Origin of the sequence: Halomonas sp. Y3 (assembly GCF_024137965.1) — a bacterium.
Lineage (GTDB): Bacteria > Pseudomonadota > Gammaproteobacteria > Pseudomonadales > Halomonadaceae > Halomonas > Halomonas mongoliensis.
Map to the genome: position 1 here is coordinate 2272959 of NZ_CP099975.1, position 21891 is coordinate 2294849.

Annotated in this window: 20 protein-coding genes; 5 read left to right on the forward strand and 15 right to left on the reverse strand. The window is 65.2% G+C overall.

Annotation, left to right across the window (positions count from 1 at the left end; genetic code table 11):
- Positions 1-51: 51 nt before the first annotated feature.
- Positions 52-321, reverse strand: coding sequence for a hypothetical protein (locus NHL60_RS10870; RefSeq protein ID WP_253443187.1), 270 nt, complete (start codon positions 319-321; stop codon positions 52-54).
- Between the two features lie 294 nt (positions 322-615).
- On the opposite strand from NHL60_RS10870, the gene NHL60_RS10875 reads away from it, so the two are divergent.
- Positions 616-1389 carry an SDR family NAD(P)-dependent oxidoreductase gene (locus NHL60_RS10875; protein WP_253443189.1) on the forward strand — a complete coding sequence of 258 codons (774 nt, stop codon included), beginning with the start codon at positions 616-618 and terminating at the stop codon, positions 1387-1389.
- Here the strand turns inward: NHL60_RS10875 and NHL60_RS10880 are convergent.
- The gene (locus tag NHL60_RS10880; protein ID WP_253443191.1) at positions 1364-2263 is read right to left on the reverse strand and encodes a LysR family transcriptional regulator; all 900 of its coding nucleotides are present in this window, start codon (positions 2261-2263) and stop codon (positions 1364-1366) included. The two genes, NHL60_RS10875 and NHL60_RS10880, sit on opposite strands and share 26 nt — an antisense overlap.
- Before the next feature lie 151 nt (positions 2264-2414).
- Here NHL60_RS10880 and NHL60_RS10885 point away from each other — a divergent pair, with 151 nt between their 5' ends.
- A complete protein-coding gene (locus NHL60_RS10885) occupies positions 2415-3620 on the forward strand; it encodes a CaiB/BaiF CoA-transferase family protein (protein WP_253443193.1) in 1206 nt (401 codons plus the stop codon).
- A 28-nt stretch (positions 3621-3648) separates the two neighbouring features.
- Complete coding sequence (locus NHL60_RS10890) at positions 3649-4575, forward strand: hydroxymethylglutaryl-CoA lyase (protein WP_253443195.1); 927 nt, start codon at positions 3649-3651, stop codon at positions 4573-4575.
- A gap of 51 nt (positions 4576-4626) precedes the next feature.
- On the opposite strand, the gene NHL60_RS10895 is transcribed toward NHL60_RS10890, so the two are convergent.
- The 13 genes from NHL60_RS10895 to NHL60_RS10955 all read right to left on the reverse strand — a co-directional run bounded on the left by NHL60_RS10895 (position 4627) and on the right by NHL60_RS10955 (position 18803).
- Positions 4627-5583: a branched-chain amino acid transaminase gene (locus tag NHL60_RS10895; RefSeq protein ID WP_253443197.1), complete on the reverse strand. Its 957-nt coding sequence runs from the start codon at positions 5581-5583 to the stop codon at positions 4627-4629.
- Between the two features lie 12 nt (positions 5584-5595).
- The gene (locus tag NHL60_RS10900) at positions 5596-6756 is read right to left on the reverse strand and encodes a class II histone deacetylase (protein ID WP_253443199.1); all 1161 of its coding nucleotides are present in this window, start codon (positions 6754-6756) and stop codon (positions 5596-5598) included.
- A complete protein-coding gene (locus tag NHL60_RS10905) occupies positions 6753-7694 on the reverse strand; it encodes an ornithine cyclodeaminase family protein (protein ID WP_253443201.1) in 942 nt (313 codons plus the stop codon). The genes NHL60_RS10900 and NHL60_RS10905 overlap by 4 nt, the downstream gene beginning before the upstream one ends.
- A gap of 1 nt (position 7695) precedes the next feature.
- Positions 7696-8052 (reverse strand): RidA family protein, encoded by a 357-nt coding sequence (locus tag NHL60_RS10910; RefSeq protein ID WP_253443203.1) that lies wholly within the window; start codon positions 8050-8052, stop codon positions 7696-7698.
- A 164-nt stretch (positions 8053-8216) separates the two neighbouring features.
- Positions 8217-9494 carry a TRAP transporter large permease gene (locus NHL60_RS10915; RefSeq protein ID WP_253443205.1) on the reverse strand — a complete coding sequence of 426 codons (1278 nt, stop codon included), beginning with the start codon at positions 9492-9494 and terminating at the stop codon, positions 8217-8219.
- The gene (locus tag NHL60_RS10920) at positions 9491-10036 is read right to left on the reverse strand and encodes a TRAP transporter small permease (protein ID WP_253443207.1); all 546 of its coding nucleotides are present in this window, start codon (positions 10034-10036) and stop codon (positions 9491-9493) included. The genes NHL60_RS10915 and NHL60_RS10920 overlap by 4 nt, the downstream gene beginning before the upstream one ends.
- Positions 10037-10101: 65 nt before the next feature.
- Positions 10102-11169 (reverse strand): TRAP transporter substrate-binding protein DctP, encoded by a 1068-nt coding sequence (gene dctP, locus NHL60_RS10925; protein ID WP_253443216.1) that lies wholly within the window; start codon positions 11167-11169, stop codon positions 10102-10104.
- A gap of 146 nt (positions 11170-11315) precedes the next feature.
- The gene (locus NHL60_RS10930; RefSeq protein ID WP_253443218.1) at positions 11316-12086 is read right to left on the reverse strand and encodes an AraC family transcriptional regulator; all 771 of its coding nucleotides are present in this window, start codon (positions 12084-12086) and stop codon (positions 11316-11318) included.
- A 39-nt stretch (positions 12087-12125) separates the two neighbouring features.
- Positions 12126-13496: an NAD-dependent succinate-semialdehyde dehydrogenase gene (locus tag NHL60_RS10935; protein WP_253443220.1), complete on the reverse strand. Its 1371-nt coding sequence runs from the start codon at positions 13494-13496 to the stop codon at positions 12126-12128.
- Between the two features lie 37 nt (positions 13497-13533).
- Positions 13534-15180 carry a thiamine pyrophosphate-dependent enzyme gene (locus NHL60_RS10940; RefSeq protein WP_253443222.1) on the reverse strand — a complete coding sequence of 549 codons (1647 nt, stop codon included), beginning with the start codon at positions 15178-15180 and terminating at the stop codon, positions 13534-13536.
- 58 nt (positions 15181-15238) lie between these two features.
- On the reverse strand, positions 15239-16294 hold the full coding sequence (locus NHL60_RS10945; protein WP_253443224.1) for a histone deacetylase family protein: 1056 nt from the start codon (positions 16292-16294) through the stop codon (positions 15239-15241).
- Positions 16295-16325: 31 nt separating this feature from the next.
- Positions 16326-17600, reverse strand: coding sequence for an ArgE/DapE family deacylase (locus NHL60_RS10950; protein WP_253443226.1), 1275 nt, complete (start codon positions 17598-17600; stop codon positions 16326-16328).
- A 264-nt stretch (positions 17601-17864) separates the two neighbouring features.
- On the reverse strand, positions 17865-18803 hold the full coding sequence (locus tag NHL60_RS10955; RefSeq protein WP_253443228.1) for a LysR family transcriptional regulator: 939 nt from the start codon (positions 18801-18803) through the stop codon (positions 17865-17867).
- Between the two features lie 131 nt (positions 18804-18934).
- Between NHL60_RS10955 and NHL60_RS10960 the strand changes: the two genes are divergently transcribed.
- Together NHL60_RS10960 and NHL60_RS10965 are read left to right on the forward strand one after the other, a co-directional pair.
- On the forward strand, positions 18935-20182 hold the full coding sequence (locus tag NHL60_RS10960) for a Zn-dependent hydrolase (protein ID WP_253443230.1): 1248 nt from the start codon (positions 18935-18937) through the stop codon (positions 20180-20182).
- An 83-nt stretch (positions 20183-20265) separates the two neighbouring features.
- Positions 20266-21816, forward strand: a complete 1551-nt coding sequence (locus tag NHL60_RS10965; RefSeq protein ID WP_253443232.1) for an ABC transporter substrate-binding protein — start codon at positions 20266-20268, stop codon at positions 21814-21816.
- Positions 21817-21891 lie beyond the last annotated feature (75 nt).

Genomic DNA, 21891 nt, shown 5'->3' on the forward strand with positions numbered 1-21891 from the left:
CATCCGACGCCTGTTTTCATTTATATCAAGGGGTTACGCCTCTTTTAGCCCTTAAGTAAGTGCCATTCGGGTCTGGCCCAGATTGAGTAGCTCGAGCACTGCGTTCTCGCCGCCAAGGGAGCCGGCCAGGAAGGGGCGCACATTGAAGCGGCCCGGCGCCTGCTCCTCGAGGTACTCGGCGAAGCGTTCGACGGCGGCACTTTCCGAGCCCCCTTCGCTCATGGTGTTGTTGACCTGGATCTCGATGGTGCTGGCCATCGCGAAGGGGGCGGCCGCGGCCAGGCCCAGACTGGCGAGGGTAGCAAGTAGCGTCTTGCGCATATGACGTTCTCCCGGCGGTATTGTTGCCATGCGGTATTGTTTCTATGCAGTGCCGCCGCGCGACCGGCGGCTCCGGTATTCTGATCTTGGGACAAGCCATGGCCTGGCTCAAATCGAGGTTGGAGAAGGCAGGCTTCGCGAATGACGATGACAGAAGATAGCGTGATGTCACCTGGCCTGTCGGCCTTCAGCAGGACTGTTACGACCAAAGAAGGATAGGAAGGCTTGCCGACACGCGTTCCCAATGCGCGGTGTCCATCGCCCAATATCAACAGATTGCCTGGAGGGTTCATCATGCACGAAGTCAGTCTCGTCGCCTTCATCACCGGTGCCACCTCGGGCATCGGAGAGGCCTGCGCTCGGCGCTTTGCCGAGGCTGGCTGGTCACTGGTACTGATCAGCCGCCGCCGTGAACGGCTCGAAGCCCTGCAGCAGGAGCTCGGCGAGCAGGTGCCGGTGCATGTCGCTCCTCTCGATGTCACCGACCATGACGCCGTGGCTCGTACCATCGAAGCCCTGCCCGCACCCTTCTCTGCCGTGAGGGTGTTGATCAACAGTGCCGGCCTGGCTCTAGGCAAGGGACCGGCCCAGGAGGCCGAGCTCGCCGACTGGCACCGCATGATAGATACCAACATCACCGGCCTGGCCAACGTTACCCGCCTGCTACTGCCCCGGCTGATCGCCACCGGATCGGGAGCCACCGTGATCAACATCGGCTCCATCGCCGGGCATACTCCCTACCCCGGAGGCCATATCTACGGCGCAACCAAGGCCTTCGTAGAGCAGTTCAGCTACAATCTGCGCTGCGACGTCAGCGCCGAGGGGGTACGAGTCACCGATCTGGCCCCGGGCATGACCGAGAGTGAATTCACCCTTGTCCGAATGAAGGGAGACGCCTCGGTGGTCGACGACTACTATCGTGGCACTCAGGCATTGCAGCCTCATGATGTGGCAGAGCAGGCCCTGCACATCGCGGAATTGCCGCCTCACATCAGCATCACCAGACTCGAGGTTGCCCCCCTCTGTCAGCAATGGTCGCCCTTTACGGTGCTTCGCAACGACGCGTGAGGTGGTCGACCAGGTGGCGAGCCGTCACCGGCAGCGTCTCGTAGCGGCGCATGCCAATCACCAGCTCGCGCTGCGCCCACGCATCGGCCAGCGGGATGCTGTGCAGCGCCAGGTCGCGCAGGTCGCGATAGATGGTGCGCTGGGGGAGCACGCCGACCCCCATGCCGTGGTGGATCATCCGACAGATGGCGTCGAAGCTCCGCACCTGGATACGCATGCGCAGCGTCCTGCCGGCGCGGCTGGCCTGTTCGTGAAGCAGCGATTGGAGCGAGGTATCCTGCTGCAGGCCCACGAAATCATACTCGGTAGCCTCGTGAAGGCAGAGCGATTCATGTCCTGCCAGCGGATGGTCGCGGGGCGTCACCAGGACTAGGCGGTCGCTGCGGTAAGGCATGACTTGGAGGTCCTGCACGGGCACATGGCCGGCAAAGATACCTAGGTCGGCCAGGCCATCGCGCACCGCCGCAATCACCTCGCTACTGACCCGCTCCTGCAGGTCTAGCTTGATCTGCGGGTAGTCCCGAGAAAAGTTGCTAAGATCCCGAGGCAGAAAGGCGATGATCGCCGAGGTATTGGAGTGTACGCGCACGTGCCCTCGGATGCCCTCGCCATACTCGCTGAGCTCGGCATTGAGGCGCTCGATATTTTCCAGAATGCGACGCGCATGGTGCAAAAAGGCCTGGCCCGCAGGCGTGAGCTGAACCCCCCGGGAGCGCCGGTAGAGCAGAGGCGTCCCAACCAGCGCTTCGAGGTCGCTGATACGCTTGCTCACCGCTGCTAGGGCCAGATGTTCACGTTCGGCCGCCGCGGTCAGGCGTCCCTCGTCGGCCACGGTCACAAACAGCTTCAGAGTCAAAAAATCAAAACGGCGCATGGGGCCCCCGCACGCATGGGTCGGATATCAGATATCGTGGCACTATACCCGCTGGTTCGTGATCCACGAAACCACGCTTGTCGATTGCCTAATGGCCAGCTACCGGCCCATGTCACATGATGGGGCGAAGACCGCATAAGGAGCCTCTCTCATGACGACCCCGAAAACACGCCAGCTGCCACTCGCCGGACTCAAAGTGATGGAGCTGGGCCAACTGATCGCAGGCCCCTTTGCCACAAAAATGTTGGGCGAATTCGGCGCCGACGTGATCAAGATCGAGCCGCCGGGCACCGGCGACCCACTTCGCAAATGGCGAATGATCGAGGATGGCACTTCCCTTTGGTGGCATGTCCAGTCTCGCAATAAGCGCTCCGTCTCGCTGGACTTGCGAACCGTGGAGGGCCAGGATCTGGTCCGGCACCTAGCCGCTGATGCCGACGTGCTGGTGGAGAACTTTCGCCCCGGCACCCTAGAGCAGTGGGGGCTGGGCTACGATTCCCTGTCGACTGCCAACCCGGGGCTGATCATGGTGCGCGTCTCCGGCTACGGCCAGACCGGGCCCTATCGGGACAAGCCAGGCTTCGGGGTAATCGGCGAGGCCATGGGCGGACTCCGCTACCTGACAGGCCAGCCAGGCGAGCCTTCCGTTCGCGTCGGCGTCAGCATCGGCGACTCTCTCTCCGCGCTCTACGCGGTGATCGGCACCCTGCTCGCGCTTCAGGAGCGCAGCCGCAGCGGAAAGGGTCAAGAGATCGACGTTGCCCTCTACGAGTCAGTGTTCGCCATGATGGAAAGCCTGCTGCCAGAGTATGACGCCAGCGGACAGGTCCGAGAACCCAGCGGCAGCGCCCTGCCAGGCATCACGCCGTCCAATGCCTACCGCATTCGAGATGGAGACTACGTACTGATCGCCGGTAATGGCGACAGTATCTTCAAGCGGCTGATGACAGTCATCGGCCGCCCAGACCTGGCCGAGGCCCCGGATCTGGCCCACAACGACGGCCGCAGCCGACGTGCCGAGGAGATCGACGCCGCCATCGAGACCTGGAGCCAACAGCACGGCCGCGACGAGATACTCTCTGCTCTCGACGAGGCCCGGGTGCCAGCAGGTTATCCCTACACCGCCGCCGACATCGCCCACGACCCTCACTATCTGGCCCGGGAGATGATTCAGTCGTTCACCCGACCGGATGGCAGGCCACTAAAGGTGCCCGGGGTGCTACCCAAGCTTAGTGCCACACCCGGGCGGCTCGGCCACGGAGGCCCAGCCCTCGGCGCTCACACCGAGGAGGTACTCGACGAGCTGGGAATTGATGAGGCAACCCGCACCAAACTCCGCAATGCCGGCATCATCTGATGCCATCCAGAGCTTCAGGATAACCGCTATGACCCAGCTACAGATCAACGAGGTAGCACCCCGCGACGGCTTCCAGAGCGAGGCGAGCTTCATTCCGACCGCAGACAAGATCCGTCTAATCGATGCCCTCTCCGTCACCGGCCTGGCTCGCATCGAAACCACCTCTTTTGTGTCGCCCAAGGCGATCCCCCATTTGCGCGACGCCGCCGAGGTAGTCACCGGCATTCAGCGCCGTACCGACGTGGGCATTACTGTGCTGGTGCCAAACGTCAAGGGCGCCGAACGCGCGCTCGCGGGCGGCATCGACGAGGTGAACCTGGTGATGTCGGCCAGTGACTCCCACGGCCTGGCCAACCTTCGCATGACCCCGACGCAGTCCCTCGAGCAGTTCGCCGCCATCATCGAGGCGGTGCGCGACCACCCACAAGGTCGGGCAGTCTTCATCAACGCCTCGCTATCCACCAGCTTCGGCTGCCCCTTCGAGGGCGAGGTGCCACAGGCCCGGGTATTTGAGCTGATCGAGCACCAGTTGGCGCTAGGCGTACAGGGGGTGACCCTCTGCGACACTACCGGCATGGCCAACCCAGCCCAGGTGGCCCGCCTCTGCGAGGCAGCGCAATCGCGCTTTCCCGACACCCCCTTCACCCTGCACTTCCACAACACGCGCGGCATGGGGCTAGCCAATGCGCTAGCCGCCTGGCAGACGGGCATCACCCGCTTCGATGCCTCGCTGGGGGGACTAGGCGGCTGCCCCTTCGCCCCCGGCGCCACCGGCAATGTCTGCACCGAAGATCTGGTACACATGTTCGAGCAGATGGGAGTAGCGACCGGCGTCGACCTCGACGCACTGCTGGCCGCCTCGGCCATCCTGCCCGATCTGGTGGGGCACGAGACCCCGGGGCAGGTGGTGAAAGCGGGCAAGGCCGACCGGCAATATCCCATACCGAGCCGCTGACGCCGGGAACGCAAGGCTTCAAAGGAGCCCCTTCGAGCCTGCTTCCGTGTTCTACACCGCCGTCAGCCAGTCGTCGAAGCCGGCCAGCTCGCCGCGTACCGCCCGGCCATAGAGCCGCTGCAGTCTGGCGGTAACGCAGTCGTCGGCAATGGGGGCCGCGACGGCTGGCGCGCCGCTCAGGGCGCCAATATGGCGACCGTCCAGCTCGCGCAGAGGCAGAATCTCGGCGGCGGTACCGGTCAGGAAGGCCTCCTCGGCGGTATAGAGCTCGTCGCGGGTGATGCGTCGCTCCACCACCTCAATACCCAGCGCCTCCCTGGCCAACCGAATCACGCTGTCCCGGGTGATGCCGCGCAGGCAGGAGGTCACCTCGGGCGTGTGCAGCACGCCGTCGCGCAGCAGGAAGACGTTGGCCGCCGAGGCCTCGGCCACATAGCCCTCCGTGTCGAGCATGATGGTCTCGTCGAAGCCCGCCTTCACCGCGGTGTTGAGCGCCAGCATGGAGTTGACGTAGTGGCCGCTGGTCTTGGCGCGACACAGGCTGATGTTGACATGGTGGCGCGCCCAGGAGGAGGTCAGGGCGCGCAGGCCCACCCGCGCCGCCTCGGGCGTCAGATAGGCGCCCAGGTCCCAGGCGGCGATCATCACGTGGGTAGAGAGCCCGCTGGCTCTCAGGCCGAGCCCCTCGGCGCCGAGAAACACCGTGGGCTTGAGGTAGGCGTCGGTCAGGCCGTTGCGGGACAGACAGTCGCGCTGGGCCTGGATCAGCGTTTCAGCGTTGAAAGATAACGGTATATCTAGGGCGTGAGCGCTCTCCCGCAGCCGCCGAGTATGCTCCGCCACCCGAAACAGGTGGGTCCCCTTCGGCCCGGCATAGGCCCGCACTCCCTCGAAGCAGCCCATGCCGTAGTGCAGGGTGTGGCTGAAGACGTGCACCTTCGCCTCCCGCCAGGGCAGCCACTCGCCGTCCATCCAGATCCAGCCGTCTCGGTCGTACAGCGGCGTCATTGTCTTCCCTCCTTACTCGCTAGCCTCGCGACCCGCCGATGGCCGGCCGCGTCGCGCCGACAGCCGCCCGGCCTCGCCCCAGGCCTCTCGCCAGGCGTCGATCAGCTCGCGCTGGTGGGGCTGAAGGGACTGATAGCCCCAGGCGGCGATCTCGTCATTCTGGGGGTCCGGCACCGCGGTCGCACTGCCCGCCAGGGCCTGGATCACCGCGTGGCCGCAGAGCGGCACATACCCCTCGGAGTAGCCGCCTTCGTGGACCATCACCAGGCGCCCCTGACAGCAGCGCTCGGCCAGGGCCTTCACCTGCGCGGTCATCCGGGCAAAGGCGTCACCGTTGAGCAGCATCTTGCCCAGCGGGTCCTTGGCACAGGCATCATAGCCGCAGGCCACCACGATCAGCTCGGGAGCGAAGGCCTCGATAGCCGGCAGCACCAGCGTCTCCATGGCGTAGTCATAGGCGCCAATGCCACACCCCGGCGGCAGGGGCAGATTGAGGTTCGCCCCCAGGCCTTCTCCCTCGCCCTGCTCCTCGAACCCACCGCTCTCAAGCGGGTAGTTGGCGGCCTGATGCAGCGACACCGTGAAGACCTCCGGGTCTTGCCAGAAGGCCGCCTGCTGGCCGTTGCCGTGGTGCACGTCCCAGTCGAGGATCGCCACCCGGCCCACCAGCCCGAGCGCCCGCGCGCGCATCACCGCCACCGGGATATTGCCCAGCAGACAGAAACCGCGGCCGCGGTCAGCCTCGGCGTGATGCCCCGGCGGGCGGCAGAGCGCATAGGCGCGGGAGAGCTCACCGCCGGCGACCGCCTCCACGGCGGCCAGGGCCAGCCCCGCCGACTGACGCGCCGCCGCCAGGCTGCCCGGCATGAAGGGCGCACAGTCGCCACCGTCACCTCCCCGCCCGGCGTCACCCGCTGCGAGGGCATCCAAGTAGCGGGCCGTATGGAAGCGCTCGAGATCCTCCCGGCTTGCCGGCGGCGGCTTGCGCACCGCCAGCTCATCGATCAGACCCGAAACCTCCAGGAGATTCTTGAGCCGGCGCTTGCTCTCGGGGCTCTCCGAGGCGGGCTGCGGCTGCAGGTAGGCCCCGGGCGCCGAGAAGACGCCAATGGCCCCCGGGTCGTGCCAGAAGCAGCGCTCGTGCCAGAAAAACCCGGTGGCGGCGCTCGTCATGCGGGCGGCTCCAGCCGCTCCCAGGCCTCGATGGCGGCAGCGAGATCCTCCAGCGAGGCCCCCACCGACTTGAACAGGGTGATGGCCTCCGGCGAGGAGCGGCCGGATTTCTCTGCGCGCAGCAGCTCGGCGAGTTCGGCGCGAATCGCATCGAAGGAGAAGGCGCCCTCCTCCATGGCCTGGAGGATATCTCCCGCCTCGCCCCGGGCACCGGCATAGGTGTCCACGAAGACCTCGCTGCGTGCCAGGCAGTCGGCATCGGTCTCGCGCATGCTGGGCCGGAAAGCGCCGATCAGGTCGAGATGGGTCCCCGGGGTGAGCCAGGCGCCGCGAATCAGCGGTGCGGTGGAGAGGGTCACGCAGCTGACGATATCCGCCTCCCGGGTCGCCGCCTCCAGGTCACCGACCGCGGACGTCTCGAAGCGCTCGGCATACTCGGCGGCCAGCGCCTCGGCCTTCTCGGCACTGCGCCCCCAGATGCGCACCCGGCGGATGGGGCGCACCGCAGCGTGCGCTTCGATCACCATGGGGGCCAGCTTTCCGGTCCCCACCACCAGCAGGGTCTCGGCATCCTCGCGGGCCAGCTCGCGGGCCGCTAGGGCCGAGGCCGCGGCGGTGCGGCGCCGGGTCAGTTCGCTGCCGTCCAGGCAGGCCAGAGGGCGCCCGTGGGCCCCCTCGCTGAGCAGATAGACGCCGGCGATGGCCGGCAGGCCGTGATCAGCATTCTGGGGAAAGACGTTGACCATCTTCACCCCGATGTAGCCGGCCTTTTCCCAGGCGGGCATCAGCAGCAGGGTGGCCTCGCCGTCGGGGCGGTGCATGGCGTGATGGTGGCGAGGCGGTGACTCCACGCCCTCGCGGAAGGTGTGGGCCAGGCGCTGCACCAGGGGCTCCCAGGGCAGCGCCTCGGCCACCTCCGCGGCCGAGACGACTCGCATATCAGGCCTCCGGAATCGCGGCGGTCACCATGATCTCCACCTTGAACTCGGGCAGCGCCAGCTTGGCCTCGGTGGCAGCCCGCGCCGGCGGGCGGCCGGGCACCACCCAGGCGTCCCAGACGGCGTTCATGTCGGCGAACTCGCCCATGTCGGTGACCCACACCAGGGCGCTGAGAATATGCTCCTTGGAGGTACCGGCAGCGGCCAGCTGGCGGTCAATCTTGGCCAGCACCTGCTCGGTCTGGCCGCGCATGTCGGCGCTGGTGTCGTCGGGCACCTGGCCGGCCAGGTAGACGGTGCCGTTATGCACGGTGGCCTGGCTCATGCGGGTGTTGCTGTCGTGATAGGTAACGGTCATTGCACGTCTCTCATGTGTAGGTGCCGGTCGGCACCGATCAAGGGGCTGCATCAAGCAGCGTTATAACCAGGCATCGGGCTTGCAGGCGAAAAGCGCGGAATGCGCAACCAGCGATGCACGACTCTCCTGATCAGATTGGGCGAAATGCTTCATGACGACATCTCCTAGCGCAGCAGCGAGGGAATCCAAGTGGAAAGCGCCGGGAAGGCCGCCAGCAGCAGAATCACGATGATGAAAGCCACATAGAACGGCAGCGAGGCGATGATCGCACGCTCGTAGGGCACATTGGCGATACGTGCCGCCGTCATCAGCGTCATGCCCACTGGTGGCGTCACGTTGGAGATGTTGAGCACCACGATCATCAGGATCGCGAAATGCAGCGGGTCGAAGCCCAGCTGGATCATCGCCGGTACCAGCACCGGGGCCACCACTACCAGCGCCGGCAGCACGTCCATCACCGTCCCGACGATGATCAGCAGCACGCAAACCGCCATCAGCTGCAGGAAGGCGGAGTCGCTGAAGGTGGTGATCAGGCCCGCGGCATCGCGAGCGATGCCGGAGCGGGTCACGAACCAGCCCAGCACCGCCGAGGTGGCCAGTAGGAAGAACACCACTCCAGAGAAGCGCACCGTGATCACCAGGGCGTTCCAGATCTTCCGCCAGGTCAGGTTGCGGTAGAAGACCACGCCGATGAAGATCGTGTAGATGGCGGCGAAGCCCGACGCCTCGGTAATGGTGGTCAGCCCCGAGAGGATGCCGCCGAGGATGATCAGCGGCACGATCATTGCCGGCAGCGCCATCAGGAAGGAGAGCGCCGCCACCTTCAACGGAGTGGGCGCCTGCTTGGGATAGCCGCGCTTGATGGCCAGGAAGAAGCTCACCCCGAGCAGCGCCAGGGCCATCAGCAGGCCGGGGATGATACCACCGGCGAACAGGTCGATCACCGAGATGTCGCGCAGCAGGGTCGCATAGACCACCATCACCACGCTCGGCGGGATGATCGGGCCGATGATCGACGAGCAGGCGGTGATCGCCGCAGCGTATTCGGCATCGTACCCCTGGCGCTTCATCTCCGGAATCATGATCTTGCCGATGGCCACCGTATCGGTGATCGCCGCCCCGGTAAGCCCGGCGAAGAACACCGACACCGAAACGTTGACGTGGGAGAGCGCGCCGCGCACCCGCCCGAACAGAGCATTGTTGAAGGTGATCAACTTCTGGGTCAGCCCGCCCTGGTTCATCAGTTCGGCGGTGAAGATGAAGTAGGGCACGGCGATCAGCAGGAAGCCGGAGACGCCGGAGAACATGCGGTCGGCGATGATGCCGAGCATGCGCTCGCCCCCCATGGCATAGCCGCCGGCAAGCCCGGAGAGGGCCATCACCACAGCGACGGGGGCGCCGATCAGCAGCAGCAGGATGAAAGCGATGATCGCTGGTGTCATGGGCCTTTCTCCCCGTCGGCGGTCTCGATGAGCTCGTCGATCATTTCGCGCTCGTCGATGAAGTGTTCCAGCAGATCAAAGCCCTGCACCAGGTGTAGCAGGATGATGGCGCCACTGATCGGCACCACGATGGCGGTGAACTTGCCGTGCACACGAATCTGGTCGGAAACCATGTAGACCTGGCGAGTCCCCTGGAAATAGTCCCAGCCATACCAGAGCAACAGCGCGCCGAACAGGCCGATAGCCATCAGGCACAGCACTGCGGCCACCACGGTCAGCACGCGAGGCAGACTTCTGACCAGCAGGGTCATGGCCACGTGCTCGCCATAGCGCAGCGAGATGGTCATGGAAAGGAAACCGATCCAGGGCAGGAAGAGCCGCGCCAGGGAGTAGGTCCAGCTCAGGGTACTGCCGGTGGCCAGCTTGTAGACGAAGGCCGTGAAGGAGATGCCCAGCATGGCCAGCACGCAAGCAATGCAGGTCACAATCGCCACCTGATTGACGATGTCGCTCAGGCGTCGCAGGGGCTGCAGGAGGGTCATGGCGTCACCTCAGTCAAGCGCCCGGCCGATAGGCAGCCGGGCGCAGAGCGATGAAAGCCTCGGGGTCAGCGCCCGTAGGTAGCGACGTCGGACTCGGCCACCTCGATGCGAACGCGCTCCACTTCCTCCAGGAAGGCATCCACACGGTCACCGTCGAGGCCGAAGTCGTTGACGATCCACTCGCGCCAGGCGGGCGTGGCGATCTCGGACATCCGCGCCCGCTCCTCCGGGGGCATGATGTAGCACTCCTGGAAGGTCTCGCAGGACTCCTCCCAGCTGGCGGTGGCCAGGGCCCCGGACATGCCGTGGCCGATGGCGATGGCCTCGCGGGCCGAGGTGACGATGGCCTCCTGCTGGGACTCGGTAAAGCTCTGGAACCACTCCTCGCTGACCAGCCAGGCGGCGCTGTTGTACACGTGACCGGTCAGGGTGGTGTAGTCGGTCACCTCGTGAAAATTGAAGGTGGTGTTGAGCACCGGCGCGTTGAACTGCCCGTCGGCAAGGCCGGTTTCCAGGGCGGTGATCACCTCGCCCCAGGGCAGCGGGGTCGCCGAGGCGCCCAGCGCGCGCATGATGGCCACGTGGCCCGGGTTCTCCTCGGTGCGAATGTTGAGCCCCTCGAGATCTTCGACGGTCTCGATCAGTCGCTTGTTGTTGGTGAAGGCGACAAAGCCGCCACCGTCATCGAAGGTACCCAGATAGCGCATGTCGGTCTGTTCGACGGTGCCGGACATAAAGTCAGCGAACCATTCGCCGTCGAAGAAGGCCCAGGCCTGGCGCCAGTTATCGAAGATGAAGGGGGCCGTCATCATCTGGTAGTCCGGATAGTAGGAGGACATGGCGCCGGTGGTGATGATGGTGGACTGCAGGGTGCGGCCGCCCTGCACCTCCCGTGCCGTCTCTACTTCGGAACCCAGCTGGCTGTTGCCGAAGATCGAGACCGTCACTTCGCCGTCGGTGCGGGTCTCCACCAGGTTCTTGAAGTGCACCAGCGCCGGATACACCTCATTGTTGCTCATGTTCTCGGGAAGGATGGTGGCGATGGCCATCTCCTCGGCCTGGGCCTGGGCGGCCGCCATGGCCAGCGGGAGGGATGCGAGGGCAAACAGCCCGGTAAGCGATCTCATGCGCATGATGCCTGCCTCTTGTACGTTATTCGTTGCATGGCTCGGGAATCGGCAGCACCGCAGGCACTGCCCTGACTCAGAGCCTAGGCCGAACGGCAGAAGGCTGCTTGCCCCCGGCTACGGAGCCTTTGCCCAAGGCTCAGGCAATCGCCTCAACGGTCGGCCGAGGGAGGGATACCGAAATGGCGTCGGTAGCAGCGTGAGAAGCTGCCCTGGTCGCGAAAACCCACCAGCGCGGCCACTTGGCCAAGGCTCAGATCACTGTGGCAGACCAATGTTCGGGCATGGCGCAGCCGGCGCTGCTGCACATAGGCCAGGGGCGTGACCCCGGTCATCTCGCGGAAGCGGGTATGGAAGTGACCCACGCTCAGCGCACAGAGGGCCGCCAGCTGCTCGACGCGAATTTCATCGGCCAGGCGGCGATCCACCCAGGCTTCCAGGCGAGGCAGGTCGAGGCGATCGCAGGCGCGTCCTGCAAGGCCGACTCCGTCAACATCGACCAGCGGTTCGTTCTGCAGATGCAGGTGGATGGCTCGCAGCATCAGCGCGGCGATTTCATTATGCAGCCCGGGGCACTGCTCGAGCTGCAGCATCAGAGTATCGGCCAGCTGGCGCAGCCGAGGTGGCACCCCGAAGAAGCGCGGCCGCTCAAACAGGCGCGAGACGGCGTCGGCGTCGCGAAGCCCCACAAGGCCAGTCACGGGGATGTCCAGCACCAGAGTTCGGTTGCGACCATCGCCGCGGTAGTCGTGATCGCGGGTAGAGGGAATCAGGCAGCCCCGCCCACCGGTGATGCGGTCGCCACGGCCCTCCACGGCCAGCTCTGTCAGGCCACAGGTTGCCAGAATCAGCTGGTGATGGTCATGGGCGTGAGCGACATGCTCACCGCCCAGGGTCGTCGCTCGCAGGGCAAGTTCATTCATGACAAGGCACGCATTGTTATCGTGAGGTTGTGAGGAGAATCAGGCGCCGATCTTTACCACCTTGCGATTGACGAACTCTTCCATGCCGTCGCGGCCCAGCTCACGCCCGAAGCCCGAACGCTTGATGCCGCCAAACGGCAGCTCGGCGGCCGACCCGGGCGCCTCGTTGATACTGACCATGCCGGTCTCAAGGCATCCCGCGACCCGACGGGCGCGCGCCAGGTCGGTGGACTGGATGACGGCGCCCAGGCCATAGGCGGTGTCATTGGCCAGCCTGATGGCCTCCTCCTCGCCGCCGACCCGATACACCACCGCCACGGGGCCGAACAGCTCCTCGCGGAAGATGCGCATCTCCGGGGTCACCCCGCTCAGCAGCGTCGGCGCATACCAGGCGCCGGGACGTTCGAGACGCTGACCGCCCACCAGCACGGCGGCACCCTGCGCCATGGCGTCTTGCACCTGGGCGTCCAGCGTCTGCAGCGCCCTTTCGGAGGACAGGGGGCCCATGAAGGTATCAGCGGCCATGGGATCGCCCACCCTGATGCCCTCGATGGCCGTCTTGAAGGCGGCCAGGAAATCGTCGTGCAGAGCGTCATCGACGATGATCCGCTTGGCCGCGTTGCAGGCCTGGCCGGCATTGCCGAAGCGGCCTACCAGCGCGTGTTGAACCGCCTGGTCCAGGTCCGCATCGTCCAGCACGATAAACGGATCGGAGCCGCCCAGTTCCAGCACCACCTTCTTCAGATGACGGCCGGCGATCTCCGCAACCGCGGCCCCTGCCCTCTCGGAACCCGTCAGGGAGACGCCCAGTACCCGGGAGTCGGCAATGATGTCGGCGGCCTGCTCGTTGGTGGCGTAGAGGTTGAGGTAGACCCCTTCAGGAGCACCGGCATCGCGGAAGATCTGCGCCATTGCCTCTGCCGACTCGGGACACTGGGGCGCATGCTTGAGCAGGATGGTGTTGCCGTTCATCAGGTTGGGGGCGGCCAGCCGCGCCACCTGATAGTAGGGAAAGTTCCACGGCATGATGCCCAGCAGGACCCCCAGGCCCTCCTTGCGGACCACCGCATTGCCGACCGCCGTCTCGATCGGCTCATCCTCCAGGTAACGCGGACCGTTGTCTGCGTAATAGCGGTAGATCGACACCACGATGTCGATCTCGCCCCTAGCCTGGGCCAGGGGCTTGCCCATCTCGCGGCTGATGATGGCCGCCAGGGCCTCGCGACGCTCCGCATAGAGGTCGGCAACGCGGTTCAGCAGCGCCACCCGGGTCGCCACCTCGCTCTTGCGCCAGTCGCCGAATGCCCGGTGGGCGCACTCGATGGCGGCGCGAACCTCTGCGTCGCTGGCAGTCGGGTAGGTCTTCTCCACTTCACCGGTGGCCGGGTTGGTCACGGCATAATGCGTCATCGGATGCTCTCCTTGGAGTGGATGGTGAACCGGCGCCTCAGGGCAGGTCGTGCCGAGGGTCGGTCACGATGTGAATCAGCGCGGGGCGGCGCAGCTCGATCACGGCATGCAGCGCCCTATCGATGGCGCCAGCCGCCTCGTCGTTGGCAGCCACGGTTTCGCCGTGCCCGCCATAGGCTCGACAGAGGGCGGCAAAATCGGGGTTGGCCAGCCGGGTGCCACTTGCCCGCCCCGGGAACTGCGCCTCCTGATGGAGACAGATGGTCCCGTAGCGCCCGTTGTCCACGACCAGTATCAGCATAGCGGCACCGTACTGAACGGCGGTGGCGATCTCCTGGCCGTTCATCATGAATTCGCCATCGCCAGCGACCACCACGCACAGGCGCTCTGGGCTTGCCAGCGAGGCGCTGACGGCCGCCGGGACGCTATAGCCCATGGAGCCGTTGCGCATGCTGAGCTGGCTGGGGAAGGTTCGCGTCGGCAGGTACCTCTGCGCCCAGATGCAGTGGTTGCCAGCCCCGAAGGTGAACACCGCATCGTCGGGGAGGCGCTTCACCAGCTCACCCAGGACCGCCCCCATGTGCGCGGTGCCGGTACGCGTGGCAGACAAGGCCTCCGGCACCGGCAGCGCAGTGAACGACTGCTGAGCCGCCCGACCACCGCTCCGCCAGGCGTCCCACTCCTTCTCGCGCCCCAGCCGCAGACCCGCCACCGCTTCGGCAAAGGCCACCGGACTTGCGATCAGGTGGCGGGTCACGGCACCGCTGCGGCCGCGCAGGCCGGTATCGATATTGACCAGGATGTTGAGGCGGTCGTGCCCCTGCCGAGCCGTGAACCCCTCGCTGGGCACGTCGGTGGGCAGCGCGCCCACGGCGATCAGCACGTCCGCCTCCTCGAACAGCGCAAGCGTGGCATCGCTGCGACCATAGCCCAGCCAGCCGCAGTTGACCGGGGAGTCGAAAGGCACCCGATCGGCCGCGCGCCAATCCTGCACTACCGGGATACCGTTCTGTTCGGCGAAACGCGTCAGGCTGGTCGCGGCCTCCGGCGTCCACCGCTGGCCACCGACGAACAGCAGCGGTCGGCGAGCCTCGCTGAGCGCGGCACACACCGCCTCCAGGTCCTCGGGGGAGAGCGCTCCCTCACCGACGGGAAGGGGCGGATGCAGTACGCCGGATACCGGCCGAGTGATCACGTCCTCAGGCAGGCCCACCACCACCGGTCCCGGCCGACCGGAGCTCGCGGCGAAAAAGGCCTCCGCCACCACCTCGGAGGCGCGCTCCGCCTCGTCGAGCACCATGACCCGCTTGCACTGAGTACCGAACCACGCATGCGGATCGAACTCCTGGAAGGATTCGCGCAGGCGATCCGCTATGGGCACCAGCCCCACGAACAGCACCATGGGCACCGCATCCTGCCAGGCGGCATGCAGCGCCACCAGGGCATTGGCGGCGCCGGGGCCGCGGGTCACCATGGCCACGCCAGGTCTGCCGGTAAACTTGCCGTGTGCCTCGGCCATGTAGGCCGCCCCACCCTCATGACGACACACCACCGTTTCGACAGAGGAGTCGTACAAGCCATCAAGCACCGCCAGGAAGCTCTCGCCTGGCACCACGAAGACACGCTCGACGCCGTGCAGCACTAGAGTGTCGATGATCGCCTGGCCGGCATGCTGGTCATTCATGTGATCGCTCCAGAATAGCTGGCGCAGGTGAGCCCTGCGCCTTGTTTGGCTGTCGGGGTCAGCTGTCGCTATTGGCGGCCTGACAGCCGATATAGCCACGGATGAAAGCGGCCAGGTTGTTACCCAGATGCTCGGTGGGATAGCCCCCTTCCTGCACGATCACCGTGGGCAGCTCGATGGCAGCGAGACGCTGCCCCAGAGCCTGGAAGTCCTCGGTCTCCAGGGCCAGGCCGGCCAGTGGATCATCGCGATGGGCATCCAGACCCAGCGGCACTACCAGGGCCTCGGGCCGAAACGCCGTCATGGCCTCGATGAGTTCCTCGAGCGCCGCCATGAAGGTGAGCCCGTCGCTGCCCAGCGGCAAGGGACGGTTGACGTTGGCGCCCGTACCTTCACCCTCGCCGATCTCGTCGCGCCCGCCCCAGAAGAAAGGGTAGAAGTCGGCCGGGTCCGCGTGAATGGACCCCGTCCAGACATCGCCGCGTTCGTAGTAGATGTCCTGGGTGCCATTACCGTGATGCAGGTCCACATCGAGGATAGCCACGCGTGCGAAGCGCTCGCGTAGGACTTCGGCAGCCAGGGCTGAGTTGTTGAGGAAGCAGAAGCCACCGGCGCGATCGGGCCCCGCATGGTGGCCCGGCGGGCGGCATAGCGCGTAGGCGCTGGCATCGCCAGCCAGCACCGCGTCCGCCGCCGCCTCGGCGCTGGCAGCATTCGCCATGACCCCGCTGAACGTCTCGGCCGTCAGGGGGCAGGCCATATCGTGCATGTGCCAGCCAGCCTGGCCCACCGGGTGGCGGGGATAGAGGTGGCCGCCGCCGCAGGGATGCACGTTGGGTGATACCACCGCGGTCGCCTCGGGAAGCGCCGACCAGCGCGAGTGGATGGTTTCCAGGAAGTCGAGGTAGCGCCTAGTGTGGATCCGCGATAGCCGTTCGCGCAGGCGGGGGGAGTCCAGCGTTTTAGGCGATGTGACCTCGATGCCCAGGCTAGCCAAGCCTTCCAGCAACATCTGAGCCCGCAGGGGCCCCTCTGGCGATGCCACCTGCCGGCCTCTCAACAGGAAGCTCGGCGGTGCATGCCGCTCCTGATCCGGGTGATAGAAAAATTTCACAGCACCAGCTCCTCACTTCCGAAATATTGGTTTACCGAGCCACAAGCTCCCGATAGCTCTCTCGACCCCACCTGCACAGAAACAGTGCATAGGCTTTCAACACATGCCGGATAGATTCGATATCGACCCGCTCATCGACGCCATGAATGTTCTCGGCAACGGGTCCGTAGCAGGTCCCGCTGATGCCACCATGAACATGGAAGGCCCGGAGGTCTGTCGTGCACGTAAGCGCCTGGGAGGTGATCGCATGACCTGTCAGGTCGTGGTGACATTTCCCAAGCAGACGTATGCCTGAACTTTCCATGTCGATCACCACCCCCTCGGAGCGAAATCCGTGAAACTCCACCCTGAGATTGGAGATGCCCTCCCCCAGGCCTTCCCTAGCCTTTTCGACACACTTTTCCACCAGCTTCATGGCGTCATCGACGGCCATATCAGAGGGGAAACCCAGGCGCCCCTCCAGACAGGCATGAGCGGGAACGCTGGAGGCCCAGTCACCCCCTTCGATGCGTCCGATGTTCAGGTTGAACGGCTTTTCCATGTCTTGATAGAGGGAGTGACGAGGCAGCGTATTGATCTCCGCCTCGAGGGCCTTCAAGGCAACAAAGAGTGACGTGATGGCCTCAATGGCGTTGCTTCCGGCACTGGTATCGAGCACATGCGTCGGCACGCCATCCAGGCCGATGCGAAACCACAGCACGCCCACCTGACCGGACACCAGCTTGGCGCCGAAAGGCTCGGGAATCAGCACGAAATCGCCGGCATGGCCAGCCTTGACGCAGGACAGGGCGCCGTGGCCTGAGCACTCCTCCTCGATGACGGTCTGCAGCGTCAGGGGGTGATCGATCGCGATGCCGGCCTGCCGAACTGCCTTGACGGCCATCGCCATGGCGGCGATACCGGCCTTCATGTCACCCGCCCCCCGGCCATAGAGCCAGCCGCCATCTCGCCAGGGCTCCCAGGGCGGGCGTGTCCAGAGGCTCTGGGGCTCGGCCGGCACCACATCGAGGTGGCCATTGTAGACCAGATGTGGGCCTTTCGATTCCGGATTGAGCAGCCCCATCACATTGTATCTAGCCTGACAGTGTGATGAACCAACCTGATCAACTTGAAGGACAGAAGCCTCCATTGGCACTCGTTTTACCGTGAATCCTTCCTGGCGATACCATGCCTCCATCACATCAAGGGCTTCCTGCTCATTGCCCAGTATGCTGTAGGCTCTGACCAGAGATTCTGTCAGGCAAAGCGTCTCCTCGAAGAGCTCATCACAGGTCGACATGACCCGCTTTTCCGACTCGGTAAGCATGAGTTGGCTCCGTTATCGTTGTGGGAACTCGATCACCCTGTTGATTCAGTATCCGGGCGTTGACCCGACATCAACCCCCCGATTGGCTTATTCATGCTTTGCACCTTTACCGCCGGTTTGCAAGCAAAAAAACGCCCCGCTGGTGCATAAGCGAGGCTAATACAAAGAATAAAAAATGAAAAATTGCCTTATGGGACCCGGGCCGGTACCCCTAGAACAAACAACAAGACGGGACCTCCCCGGATGCACCTACCCCAGGCCACCTCATGGCAGTCGCAGCTCCAGACTGACCGACGCCATGGCGCCATGCAGATAGTCGAAGAACAGTCGCTCTGCCTGCGAGAAGCGCGAATCTTCATGCCACACCAGGTGGAGGTCGATATTCGGCACCCCCTCGTAGGGCGGCAGAGGCCAGAGCAGGCCCTTGTCGACATCCGCCTGGACCGTGTGCTCGGGCAAACAGCCGATGCCCCAGCCGGCTCGCACGAAGCGCTGGACCTCCTCCAGGCTGCTGGACGTGACCACCACCTCGCCGGTCATGGCCGCATGCGCCCGGTAGACCGCGATTTCCGCAAGCGCCCCGGACAGCTGGGCGCTGGTGAAGGAGACGAAAGGCTCTCGCGCCAGCGCCTGGAGCGAGAGGTTCTGTTGGCCGAACAGGCGATGGGATCGGCCGCAGTAGAACCGGTAGCGCTGATGGACAAGCAGCTGGCCGTTGAGCCCCTCGACCGGATGAGGCAGCAGGCACACCCCGACGGTGCCCATCTTCTGCAGCATGGCCTGTACGACATCCTGACTCGACAAGACGCTCACCTCACAGGTGATACGCGGATGCTGTTCGTGGAAATCGCGCAGGACGTTGTCGAGAAACGAGCACTGGATGCCACTGACCAGCAGCAGGGTGACCTGACCGGCTACTTCTGGGGAGGTCTCCCGCACCGTGATACCGAGCCTCGCCACGTTGGCGTAGATCTCGAGTGCATCCCGGTACACCAGCTCGCCCGCCTCGGTGACGCGAAATCGGTGGCTGCCCCGCTCGATGAGACTCTGCCCGAGGTGCGACTCCAGCCGCTTCAAGGCCAGGCTGACCGCCGGCTGGGACAGATTGAGGCGCTGGGCCGCGCGACTGATGCTCTTCTCCTGCACGATGCTTACGAAGGTTCGCAGCAGGTTCCAGTCAAGGGTGTCGTGCACGGACCTCATCGGGTACATCTCCTGTGGCAGTCCACTGAAACGGTTCGAGAATACGCCAGCCGCCCGGGGCTGCACATTCAACGCAATCTCATCTCTTCTCCCCCGTCATTCTCTTCTCACCCGTCATGGAGACAAGCGGCATGAGCATCACCCCTGCCCCACACATCGACGGCCAGCGGCTCTGGTCTTCTCTCATGGACATGGCACGGATCGGCCCCTCGCCCAATGGCGGCAGCCGGCGCCTGGCCCTCAGCGATGAGGACATCGCCGGGAGACGGCAGCTTCTCACCTGGACCGATGCGCTGAAGTGCGCATGGCGCACCGACCAGGCCGGCAACCTCTTCATCCGCCGCGCGGGCCGTGATGACTCCCTGCCCCCCATCGGCATCGGCAGCCACCTGGATACCCAGCCGCTGGGCGGGCGATTCGACGGCATCCTGGGGGTGCTGGCGGGGCTCGAGATCTTTCGCACCCTGGATGAGTCGGGCATTACCACGCAGCGCCCCCTGGAGCTCATCGTCTGGACCAACGAGGAAGGCAGCCGGTTCGCACCGGCCATGGGCGGCAGCGGCGTCTACAGTGGCCGTCTCTCTCTGGATGCCTTCCGCGCAGCCCGGGATCGCTGCGGCACGACACTTGGCGAGGCGCTGGACCGCTCGGGATTCAGGGGGACCCTGACGCGCGACGACCTGCCCCTGGGCGCCTACCTAGAGCTACATATCGAACAGGGTCCTGTCCTGGAGCGCAAGGCGCTGCCCATCGGCGTGGTCAGCGGCGTCCAGGGCCTGCGCTGGTATGACATCGAGTTCGCGGGCGATTCCGCCCACGCGGGCCCCACGCCCATGAGCTACCGACACGACCCGCTGCTGGCCGCCACCGCCTTCATCGAGGCCATGCGCGAGACGATCCTCGCAGATGCCGAGGGAATGTCCCGCCTGACGGTGGGGGACTTCCAGGTTGCCGAGCCCTCGCGCAACGTCATCCCCGGCAAGGTGACCCTGCAGGTCGACGTGCGTCACACCGACGAGACCCGCCTGGCGGAGCTCGATCGCCTGCTGCACGGTCATGTGGCTGCCGCAGCCGAGCGTGAGGGGGTCACGGCCAGCGTCGAGGAGCTCTGGCACATGCCGGTGACACGCTTCGACACCACCCTGGTAGATGATCTTTCGGCAGCCGCGCGTGCCCACGGCCTGGCCCCCTTCACCATGATGAGCGGCGCCGGCCATGACGCCGTTCACCTGAGCTATGTGACGCCGACCGCCATGCTGTTCATTCCCTGCCGTGAAGGCATCAGCCACAACGAGCGGGAGTATGCAGAACCCGAACACTGCGCCATCGCCACCCAGGTATTGTGCGATGCAGTGCTGCGGGCGGCGAGCCGGCCATGAGGCGGCGCTGATCGCTCGTTTCCAACCAGGCTCGCAAGAGTCGACCTGTCCCACCAACAAGCCATAACTCAACGGGGAAGACCATGAAGAAGCCTTTGACCATTGCCATCGCGGCCGCCACCCTGGCCTCTACTGCGGCACTGGCCGAGCCACGCTCGGGCGGCGTCATCAACACGGTGCTGCAGCCGGAACCCCCGGGCATCATCGCCGGCGTCCACCAGAATGCGCCGACCCAGACCGTCTCCGGCAACATCTACGAGAGCCTGCTGCGCTACAGCACCGACCTCGAGCCGATGCCTCAGCTCGCCCACAGCTGGGAAGTGAGCGATGACGGTCTCGTCTACACCTTCCACCTGAACGAGGGCGTGACCTGGCACGATGGCGAGCCCTTCACCTCGGCCGATGTGGTCTTCTCCACGGATGTCTATCTGCGCGAGATGAACCCGCGGACCCGCACGATCCTCTCCCACGTGGAAAGCATCGAGGCGCCGGATGACCACACCGTGGTCTTCAGCCTCAAGAACCCCTTCGGGCCTTTCCTGCTCTCCTTCGAGGCGGGCACCATGCCGATGATGCCCAAGCACATCTACGAAGGGACCGACTTCCGCAACAACGACGCCAATAGCCACCCGATCGGTACCGGCCCCTTCAAGTTCGAGCGCTGGGATCGCGGCCGCGTCATCCAGCTGGTGCGCAATGACGACTACTACGAGGAGGGCCTGCCCTACCTCGACGGCATCAACTGGCACATCATCCCCGACGCCTCCTCCCGAGCGGTGGCCTATGAAAACGGTCGCGTCGACGTGCTGCCGGCCAACTCCGTGGAGAACTTCGACATTCCGCGGCTGAGCGCTCTGGACAACACCTGCCGGACCGAAGCCGGGCACGAGTACTTCAGCCCCTTCGCCATGCTGTGGATGAACAACCGCGAGGGCCCCACCGCCGACAAACGCTTCCGCCAGGCGGTGATGTACGCCATGGATCGCGAGTTCGCCCGAGACGTGCTGTGGAACGGCCTCGGCAATGTGCCGCTCTCCGCCTTCGGCTCCAACGCACGCTTCCAGGACGACAGCCTGCCCCCCTACGACCACAATCCCGAGCGCGCCCGGGAGCTGCTCGACGAGATGGGCTATGACGGCGAGGAGGTCCGCCTGCTGCCGATCCCCTACGGCGAGACCTGGGTACGGTGGGCCGAAGCCGTGCAGCAGAATCTGCGCGAGGTGGGCATCAACGTCCGCACCCAGTCCACCGATGTGGGCGGCTGGAACCAGCGCCTGGGCGACTGGGACTATGATCTCGCTTTCACCTACCTCTTCCAGTACGGCGACCCGGCGCTGGGCATCTCGCGCACCTATATCTCCAGCAATATCGCCAAGGGCTCTCCCTGGAACAATGTCCAGGGCTACGAGAATGAGCGCATCGATGAGCTGTTCGACCTGGCCGCCACCGCCTACCCGGATTCGCAGCGCGAGATCTACTACCAGGAGGTCCAGGAGCTGCTCCACGAGGACGTCCCGGTGGGCTGGCTGCTGGAGCTCGGCTTCCCGACCATCTATCGCTGCGATGTCCAGGGCCTGGTGACCACCGGCATCGGCCTCAACGACGGCTTCAAGAACGCCTGGCTTGATCGCTGAGTTCGGCTGACTTGACCGCTGAGCTCGGCTGGGGCGGCCATCGGCCGCCCCACACCTGCACCATGTCGCCACGGG

Coding starts and splice junctions, on each gene's coding strand:
- NHL60_RS10870 (WP_253443187.1), bottom strand. CDS start 321: ATGCGCAAGACGCTACTTGCTACCCTCGCCAGTCTGGGCCTGGCCGCG.
- NHL60_RS10920 (WP_253443207.1), bottom strand. CDS start 10,036: ATGACCCTCCTGCAGCCCCTGCGACGCCTGAGCGACATCGTCAATCAG.
- NHL60_RS10930 (WP_253443218.1), bottom strand. CDS start 12,086: ATGAATGAACTTGCCCTGCGAGCGACGACCCTGGGCGGTGAGCATGTC.
- NHL60_RS10910 (WP_253443203.1), bottom strand. CDS start 8,052: ATGACCGTTACCTATCACGACAGCAACACCCGCATGAGCCAGGCCACC.
- NHL60_RS10880 (WP_253443191.1), bottom strand. CDS start 2,263: ATGCGCCGTTTTGATTTTTTGACTCTGAAGCTGTTTGTGACCGTGGCC.
- NHL60_RS10875 (WP_253443189.1), top strand. CDS start 616: ATGCACGAAGTCAGTCTCGTCGCCTTCATCACCGGTGCCACCTCGGGC.
- NHL60_RS10890 (WP_253443195.1), top strand. CDS start 3,649: ATGACCCAGCTACAGATCAACGAGGTAGCACCCCGCGACGGCTTCCAG.
- NHL60_RS10955 (WP_253443228.1), bottom strand. CDS start 18,803: ATGAGGTCCGTGCACGACACCCTTGACTGGAACCTGCTGCGAACCTTC.
- NHL60_RS10940 (WP_253443222.1), bottom strand. CDS start 15,180: ATGAATGACCAGCATGCCGGCCAGGCGATCATCGACACTCTAGTGCTG.
- NHL60_RS10905 (WP_253443201.1), bottom strand. CDS start 7,694: ATGCGAGTCGTCTCGGCCGCGGAGGTGGCCGAGGCGCTGCCCTGGGAG.
- NHL60_RS10895 (WP_253443197.1), bottom strand. CDS start 5,583: ATGACGCCGCTGTACGACCGAGACGGCTGGATCTGGATGGACGGCGAG.
- NHL60_RS10885 (WP_253443193.1), top strand. CDS start 2,415: ATGACGACCCCGAAAACACGCCAGCTGCCACTCGCCGGACTCAAAGTG.
- NHL60_RS10965 (WP_253443232.1), top strand. CDS start 20,266: ATGAAGAAGCCTTTGACCATTGCCATCGCGGCCGCCACCCTGGCCTCT.
- NHL60_RS10915 (WP_253443205.1), bottom strand. CDS start 9,494: ATGACACCAGCGATCATCGCTTTCATCCTGCTGCTGCTGATCGGCGCC.
- NHL60_RS10950 (WP_253443226.1), bottom strand. CDS start 17,600: ATGCTTACCGAGTCGGAAAAGCGGGTCATGTCGACCTGTGATGAGCTC.
- NHL60_RS10960 (WP_253443230.1), top strand. CDS start 18,935: ATGAGCATCACCCCTGCCCCACACATCGACGGCCAGCGGCTCTGGTCT.
- NHL60_RS10900 (WP_253443199.1), bottom strand. CDS start 6,756: ATGACGAGCGCCGCCACCGGGTTTTTCTGGCACGAGCGCTGCTTCTGG.
- NHL60_RS10935 (WP_253443220.1), bottom strand. CDS start 13,496: ATGACGCATTATGCCGTGACCAACCCGGCCACCGGTGAAGTGGAGAAG.
- dctP (WP_253443216.1), bottom strand. CDS start 11,169: ATGCGCATGAGATCGCTTACCGGGCTGTTTGCCCTCGCATCCCTCCCG.